Origin of the sequence: Kitasatospora sp. NPDC056181, assembly GCF_042266225.1 — a bacterium.
GTDB lineage: Bacteria > Actinomycetota > Actinomycetes > Streptomycetales > Streptomycetaceae > Kitasatospora.
Map to the genome: position 1 here is coordinate 40780 of NZ_JBHJUK010000063.1, position 6972 is coordinate 47751.

Below are 6972 nucleotides of genomic sequence, written 5' to 3' on the forward strand. Positions count from 1 at the left end.
GGTGCTCGGAGAGCGGGAGGGTGCTCGGAGAGCGGGAAGGTGCTCGGAGAGCGGTGGACCGACGAGTCGACCAGCCGACCGACTGGCGGATCGTCAGAAGATGAGCGGGTCGGCCCAGCCGGAGGCCAGCAGGCCGCAGAGCAGCAGCACGGCGGTCAGGGCGACGGCCTCGGCCCGGCCGAAGCCGAGGTCGGAGGTGCGTCGGCGGGGCGGGGCGACCTCGGCGACGGCGGCACCGTTGCCGCCGCGCAGGAGGGGCAGGAGGGCCCGGACGAGCGGGACCGTCGTGTAGGCGGTGAGCCCGAGCAACGCGGCGAGGGCCCAGAAGGGCTGCCAGCCGTACAGGGCGACGGCCCGGGCGAGGCCGGCGACGCCGGCGAGGACGACGAGGCCGAGCCAGCCGACGCCGATCCGGGCGACCGTGCGGGCCAGCGAACTGCCGCCGGAGACGGCACCGGTGGGCACCCAGTCGGCGCTGCGTCGGCGCAGCGCGTGCGCGATGGCGACCACGTGGCACAGCCCGCCCAGGAGTTGGACCCGGGTGACCTCGAAGCGCCACCGGGTGCGGGACATCGCGGGCAGCAGGACGAGCGCGACCCAGATCGGCGGCAGGAAGGGCAGGACCTGCCAGGGCTGGATCTCCTCGGGGCGGAAGAACAGCATGATCAGCGCCGGCAGCGGGACGGCGAAGACGTTCACCGCGCTGGTGAGGTAGCCGAGGATGCCGTTCCAGAAGCAGAGCCGGGCCGAGCGGGGGAGCGGCCCGCTGCGGAAGCCGGGGTCGCCGACCAGGGCGAGGGAGCCGAGGCACCAGCGGTACTGCTGGCTGATGAAGGCGGGCAGGCCGGTCGGCGACATGCCCTTGGCGACCAGCGCGGGCACGTACCGGGTGGTCCAGCCGGCGCGGGCGAGCGAGAGGCCGGTGTAGAGGTCCTCGCTGTGGTCGATCTCGGCGAAGCCGCCGACCCGCTTCAGTGCGGCGCGCCGGTAGAGCGCGTTGGTGCCGCAGCAGACGGTGCCGTCCTGGGCGTCGCGGGAGGGCTGGATCCAGCGGTAGAAGATCTCCTGGGTGGCCCCGGCGGCCCGCTCTAGCCACGACATGTCGGGGTCGGTGTCGAAGCACTGCGGGCTCTGGACGATGCCGACCTCGGGGGTGTCGAGGTAGGGCACCAGGTGGTGGAGGAAGTCGGGGCGCGGGCAGAAGTCGGCATCGAGGACGGCGACGATCTCGCCGCTGCCCTCGGCCAGGCCGTGGTTGAGGTTGCCGGCCTTCTTGAAGCGGCCGCGGTCGGGCCGGGCCCGGTACTCGAATCCGTGGGACTCGGCGAGTTCGCGCACCTCGGAGCGGGCGGCGTCGTCGAGGACCAGGACGGTCAGCTCCCCGGGCCAGCGGACGGCCGCGGTGTGGCGGTAGGCGTTGGCGAGGACGTCGAGCGGCTCGCCGGCGGTGGGCAGCAGCAGGTCGACGCTCGGGTGGCGGGCCGGCTGCCACGCGCGCAGCAGCAGGTCGTGCGAGTCGCGGGTGTAGCGGCGGGCGCGCTGGCCGTCGGCGAGGGAGAGCAGCCAGGTGGCGGCGTTGAGCAGGGTCAGGGCCAGGAAGGGCCAGAGCAGTGGCCGGCTGAGCGCGAAGAGGCCGAGCGTGGCGGTGGCGCCGGCGTAGGAGAGGGTGGCGCAGAGCAGCACCCAACGGCGCTGCGGGCCGAAGTACCAGTAGAGCTCCTCGTCGTCGGGCGGGGCGGGCAGGCGCTGGGCACCGGCCACGACCGGGCCGCGCGCGGTGTCCGGGCGGCGCGTGCCGGCCGGACGGAGTGCGGCGGCGCCGGTCGCGGGTAGGGCGAGGTCGCCTGCGGGCCGGGCGGCCCCGGTCGCGGGCGGGGTCGTGTCGGTTGCGGACATGGCGGTGCCATGGAGTGCGGGCATGCGGAGATGGCCCCCCTGGGCTGGACGGAACGTGGCCGTTCGTCCGTCAGCCTCTCACATTGGCCTAGACCAATCATGAACGAGGTATGACATCTCCGCATTGCCGCAGGTCAACCTTGACGGATCCTCAGGCCTACCGACCGGTGAGCTTCTTCACCAGCTTCTCGAACCGCAGGTCGGGACGGAGCGGGATGCCGAAGCGCTCGTCGCCGTACGGGAACGGGGAGTAGATCCCGGTGCGGGAGAAGCCCCGGCGCTCGTACCAGGCGATCAGGTCGGCGCGCTGCTCGATCACCGTCATCTCCAGCTCGACGGCGCCCCACTCCTCCCCCGCGAACCGCTCGGCCTCCTCCAGCACCGCCCGGCCGACGCCGCCGCCCTGCCGGCCGGGACGGACCGAGAACATCCCGAAGTAGGCGTGCTCCCCCCGGCGCTCCAGCTGGCAGCAGGCAAGCAGCTCACCGGCGCGCTCGGCGAGCAGGACCACGCCGTCGGCGTGCGTCACGGCGGCCGTCACGCCTTCGACGTCGGTGCGCTGCCCTTCGAGCAGGTCCGCCTCGGTCGTCCAGCCGGCCCGGCTGGCCTCGCCGCGGTAGGCCGACTCGACCAGCTCGACCAGGGCCGGCACGTCGGCCTCGGTCGCGGGGCGGAAGGCGAGGCCGCCGGTCTCGGGCAGGGCGGTCGCGGGCTGCGTCACGTCTCGGGTGGTCTCGGGCACGGGGGTCCTCTTCTCTGCGGTGGGGCGGCGGCGGGCTCACGGCCAGGCCTCTGGCATCGTGCCACAGCCCCCCGAACGCCGGCCGGGCCGGGCGGCGCGGGCCCGCCGGGCCCGGGCTCGCCGCCCGCCCGGGGTCGCAGCGCGGCCCGCAGAACTGCGGCCCGGGTCGCAGTGGCGCAGGCCACGGCGCAGCCCGGGTCGCAGCCGCGCAGGTCACAGCGCAGCCGGGCCACGGCGCAGCCCGGGTCGCAGTGGCGCAGGCCACGGCGCAGCCCGGGTCGCAGTGGCGCAGGCCACGGCGCAGCCCGGGTCGCAGCCGCGGCCGAACGGACCGCACACGAGGCCGGGCCACGGTCGGACTGTCGCGCTACCGTGGGACCATGAGCTACCGCCACCCGGACCGCGAGCAGATCCGCATCGAGAGCGTCCTCTCCGCCCTGGGCAGCCCGGTCCGGTTGGCCGTCGTACGGGTGCTCGACGCGGGGGGCGAGCACAACTGCGGCAGCGTCCTCGGCATCCTGGGCGTGACCTCGAAGTCGACCATGACCCACCACTGGCGGGTCCTGCGCGACAGCGGCGTCATCTGGCAGCAGCCCTCCGGGCGGGAGAACCTGCTGCGGCTGCGCCGGGCGGACCTCGACGCCCGCTACCCCGGCCTGCTCGACGCCATCCTCACCGGCGCGCTCGACGACGAGACCGCCGAGGCCGACCGCGAGCGGCTCCGCACCGGCAGCTGAACCCACGGCGCGGAAGCCCCGAGCATCGCCCGGAAGCCACCGAACTCCCGCATGTACAAACTCGCTCCGCTCACCGCCCAGTGGCCCCTGGTCCTCACCCGCACCAACTCGCACGAGGCCGCCGACCCCGCCGACCTGCGGAGCCGTCTCGCCTTTGCCGGCCGGGCCCGTGCGTGACGGCCGAGGACATCCCCGCGGCGCTGCACCGGGCGGGCGACCTCGCCGGGCCCGGCGGCCTGATCGTCGTCATCGGTTCGCACCGCCTCGTCGGCGAGACCCGCACCGCCGGAACCGCCGACCGTGCCGAAGACATGCACGGCGGCGACCTGTCATGCCTGGTCGCTCCGATTGCTCGCGCGGTACTGCCAGAGGCCGTCGGTCCGGTGGTCGTGCTCCGAGAACGCGTCGAGCGGTCCGACCCGCTCGTACGCCTCCTCGGTCCGCGGGTCGCCGCGGCGAGCGAGTGCCCAGGCTGCCTCCAGGCGCAGATCCTTGTCCTCCTCGTCGAGCAGCGCGAGGAAAGCATCCAGGGTGGGTGTGGTCCGATCGTCAGAGCCGGCGAGGGATTGTGCGGCCTGCCGTCGCACCCAGAGGGTGCCGTCGCGAACCAGCAAGAGCAGGGCGTCCCGGATCGCCGGCGCGAGTCGGTTGTCGGGAGTGAACCGCGGGGCGAACGCCTGGGCGACGGAGGCCCGGACATCAGGTTCGGGATCGTGGACGAGGCCGAGCAGTGCCGATGTGGCCGCGTCGCTGCGAGCGGTCCGCTCCCGGCTCACGCAGAACACGGCCTCGCTGCGTACGCGCGGGTCCGGATGGCCGGTGTACCGCAGGCCGATGGCCTCCTGGTCCGGGTGATCCCTGCCGGTGTAGACATCCAGGACAGCGGAGAGTACCTCGCCGTCGGGCTCCTCCTGTGCCCAGGACGCCAAGAAATCGACATCCTGGGCGACGTCTGATGCGCGGTCCTCCGTCACGAGAAAGCCCCGGTGCCACAGAACCGACGCGAGGAAGCGGCGGTGCGCGGGATCGGGGTGCCGACACAGAGCGGTGAGCTCGGACCAAATGCGCAGGCCGCGGCGCCGACCCAGATAGTGGGCAGCGGCGAACCAGTTGCTGTCCCCGTCCTGCGAGTGCGGGACGGCGCGTGCCATCACTTCGTCGAGAGGCGGGATCACACCGAACTCCCACTCGAGGTGGGTGAGGATGGCTCCGTGCCCGTCCCGTACGGTGCAGCCGCCCAGGGAGACCTCCCCGGTCGTGTCACCGTGAGGGTCGTCGACCTGGCGCTTGACAGCCGGTTCTGCGGCTCCCGTCCGGCGGCGCAGTTCTTCGACCACGCCGGTCTCGTGCCAGTACCGGGCCAGGTCGAGCAGCTGCCGCCGGGAGGCCTCGGGCAGGCGAAGCCGAGGGGCGTTCCCGAGCACCGCGGAGACCAACGTGGGGGAGCCCGTACCGACCGCCCGCAGCAAGGGAGTACCGCCGTCCGGAAGCTCGCGGTCCTGGTCGGCACCCCCGTCGACCAGAACCTCAGCGGTGAGGTGATCGAACCTGGCCAAGGCGGTGCAGAGCAAGGGCAGTCCGTCAGAGTCCAAGGTGTCCGGCGCTGCCCCCTGTTCCAGGCATGTCCGCACCGTGTCGGTGTCCCCGGCGGTCACGGCACTGGCCAACCGGCCGGCCAGGTCCAACGACGAATCCGTCAATGCTCCCCCTGATGGTGTGTTCGAAGTGAGCAACGTACCCGAAGCACCGAGAAGGTGCCGAGGTCCCCGTCAGCGACGAAGCGCTCGGCCGAGCGAACCGGAAAGCCGCGCAGCGCGGAACCCGCTCGCCGGTCCCCACCTGTACAGCCTCAGCATGCGGGTTCCAGCTGATGACTGACCGAGAATCCGCAAACCTGCGCGCTTCGGCCCGCCCGGGTACGTCCGCCGCCACGACTGCGGCACCCGTCCGCCCGCCGGCTCCGCTCCGGAAGCCGCCCGGCAGCGGCCCAGCGGCCGCACGGCAGCGGGCTTTTGACTTCTGACGCCACCTCACCCCAGGTCGGCCGGGTGTCCCGGTCGCCCGGGGCCCGTCGGGCCCCCGTCGGCAGGCCGGGCCGGGCGTTGCCGGACCTCCGCCGGGCATTGCCCGGGGCCCCTCCGGGTGTCGGCGTGTCACACGCGACGGCCGTTCGGTGTGTGATTCACGGGACCTGGTCAGCCTGGCGGGTACATGGCTACTGTGCTCCGGGCCGGGCGCACACGGCGCACCGGCCGCACCGCGTCCACAGGTCGTCAGGACCGGACCAGAGGAGTGTTCATGCCCAGCACTTCCCGCTCCGCCCACCCCACCGGCAACACGGGTAACACCGGTAACACTGGCAACACCGGAAACCCCGGTGCCGCCGGCACCACCGACGGTGCCGGGACGCCCAAGTCCCGCCGGTTGCCCGTCCTCGCCGCACTCGCCGCGGCGGCCGCGCTCGTCACGGGCGCCGCCGCACCCGCGTACGCGGCCGACCCCGCCCCCGGGCAGTCCGCGGAACAGGCGGACTCCCAGCGCCCCGTCCTCCACCCGGAGCGCGACTTCGCCGGCTCCACCGTCGCGGCGCACGAGGGAAGAGAGAGCACCGCGGGCGTCCTCGCCCTCGCCGCCACCCAGACCCCCGGGCTGGACGTCGCCAGCTACCAGGGCAACGTCAACTGGGCCTCGGTGGCCGGCAACGGTGCCCGCTTCGCCTACGTCAAGGCCACCGAGGGCACCGGCTACACCAACCCGTACTTCGCCCAGCAGTACAACGGCTCCTACAACGCCGGCCTGATCCGCGGCGCGTACCACTTCGCCCTGCCGGACCGCTCCTCCGGCGCCACCCAGGCCAACTACTTCGTCAACCACGGCGGCGGCTGGTCCCGTGACGGCAAGACCCTGCCGCCCGCCCTCGACATCGAGTACAACCCCTACGGCGCCACCTGCTTCGGCCTCAGCCAGAGCGCGATGGTCAGCTGGATCCGCTCCTTCAGCGACACCGTGCACTCCCGCACCGGCCGCTACCCGACCATCTACACCACCACCAACTGGTGGAGCACCTGCACCGGCAACAACGGCGGCTTCGGCGCCACCAACCCGCTCTGGATCGCCCGTTACTCCTCGTCGGTCGGCACCCTCCCGAACGGCTGGGGCTACCAGACCTTCTGGCAGTACGCCGACTCCGGCACGTTCCCGGGCGACCAGAACCTCTTCAACGGCGCCTACGACCGCCTCCAGGCCCTCGCCAACGGCTGAGCCGCACCACCGGTCCGGGCGGGTGGAGAAACGTTCCTCCCCGCCCGGACCGACACCCCTTCCGCCACGCACCGCACGATCCGCCCGGACCGTCGGCACCCGAGAGGCCGGCCACCCGAGCGGATCACCGGAACATCGCACAAGTCGCCTGCGAAACATCGGAGTTCGACCGGCGGTCGGCTGATCACCTGGCCACCGTGCGACGCCATCGGCCGGAACGCCGCCGCCCGCCCTGCGCCGGGTGGCAGAGCCGGCGCCATCGGCCTTCGGCGGCCGGGTGGCCGGGTGGCCACGGGAGGGTGATGTGGGGCAGGGGCCGCGCCGCCGGCGCCCGGG

6 protein-coding genes are annotated in these 6972 nt (G+C 73.4%); 3 read left to right on the forward strand and 3 right to left on the reverse strand.

From position 1 onward, the window contains the following. Window positions 1–93: 93 nt before the first annotated feature. Both ACFC1F_RS23475 and ACFC1F_RS23480 read right to left on the reverse strand, forming a co-directional pair. Entirely contained in the window at window positions 94–1896 is a 1803-nt protein-coding gene (locus ACFC1F_RS23475) for a glycosyltransferase family 2 protein (protein ID WP_376160979.1), read from the reverse strand. A gap of 157 nt (window positions 1897–2053) precedes the next feature. Continuing rightward, complete coding sequence (locus ACFC1F_RS23480; RefSeq protein ID WP_374106114.1) at window positions 2054–2638, reverse strand: GNAT family N-acetyltransferase; 585 nt, start codon at window positions 2636–2638, stop codon at window positions 2054–2056. Window positions 2639–3018: 380 nt separating this feature from the next. Between ACFC1F_RS23480 and ACFC1F_RS23485 the strand changes: the two genes are divergently transcribed. Both ACFC1F_RS23485 and ACFC1F_RS23490 read left to right on the forward strand, forming a co-directional pair. Further along, window positions 3019–3375: a helix-turn-helix transcriptional regulator gene (locus ACFC1F_RS23485; protein ID WP_209415095.1), complete on the forward strand. Its 357-nt coding sequence runs from the start codon at window positions 3019–3021 to the stop codon at window positions 3373–3375. Window positions 3376–3426: 51 nt separating this feature from the next. Beyond that, entirely contained in the window at window positions 3427–3552 is a 126-nt protein-coding gene (locus ACFC1F_RS23490; RefSeq protein ID WP_256463560.1) for a hypothetical protein, read from the forward strand. A gap of 152 nt (window positions 3553–3704) precedes the next feature. Here the strand turns inward: ACFC1F_RS23490 and ACFC1F_RS23495 are convergent, their stop codons facing one another. Beyond that, window positions 3705–5060, reverse strand: a complete 1356-nt coding sequence (locus ACFC1F_RS23495; protein ID WP_376160982.1) for a HEAT repeat domain-containing protein — start codon at window positions 5058–5060, stop codon at window positions 3705–3707. 613 nt (window positions 5061–5673) lie between these two features. Here ACFC1F_RS23495 and ACFC1F_RS23500 point away from each other — a divergent pair. Continuing rightward, window positions 5674–6636: a lysozyme gene (locus ACFC1F_RS23500; RefSeq protein ID WP_376160984.1), complete on the forward strand. Its 963-nt coding sequence runs from the start codon at window positions 5674–5676 to the stop codon at window positions 6634–6636. The last annotated feature ends 336 nt before the right edge of the window (window positions 6637–6972 follow it).

Excerpts from the sequence above, each read along its gene's own strand:
- ACFC1F_RS23475 (WP_376160979.1), bottom strand. The coding sequence starts at position 1,896 with ATGTCCGCAACCGACACGACCCCGCCCGCGACCGGGGCCGCCCGGCCC.
- ACFC1F_RS23485 (WP_209415095.1), top strand. The coding sequence starts at position 3,019 with ATGAGCTACCGCCACCCGGACCGCGAGCAGATCCGCATCGAGAGCGTC.
- ACFC1F_RS23490 (WP_256463560.1), top strand. The coding sequence starts at position 3,427 with ATGTACAAACTCGCTCCGCTCACCGCCCAGTGGCCCCTGGTCCTCACC.
- ACFC1F_RS23500 (WP_376160984.1), top strand. The coding sequence starts at position 5,674 with ATGCCCAGCACTTCCCGCTCCGCCCACCCCACCGGCAACACGGGTAAC.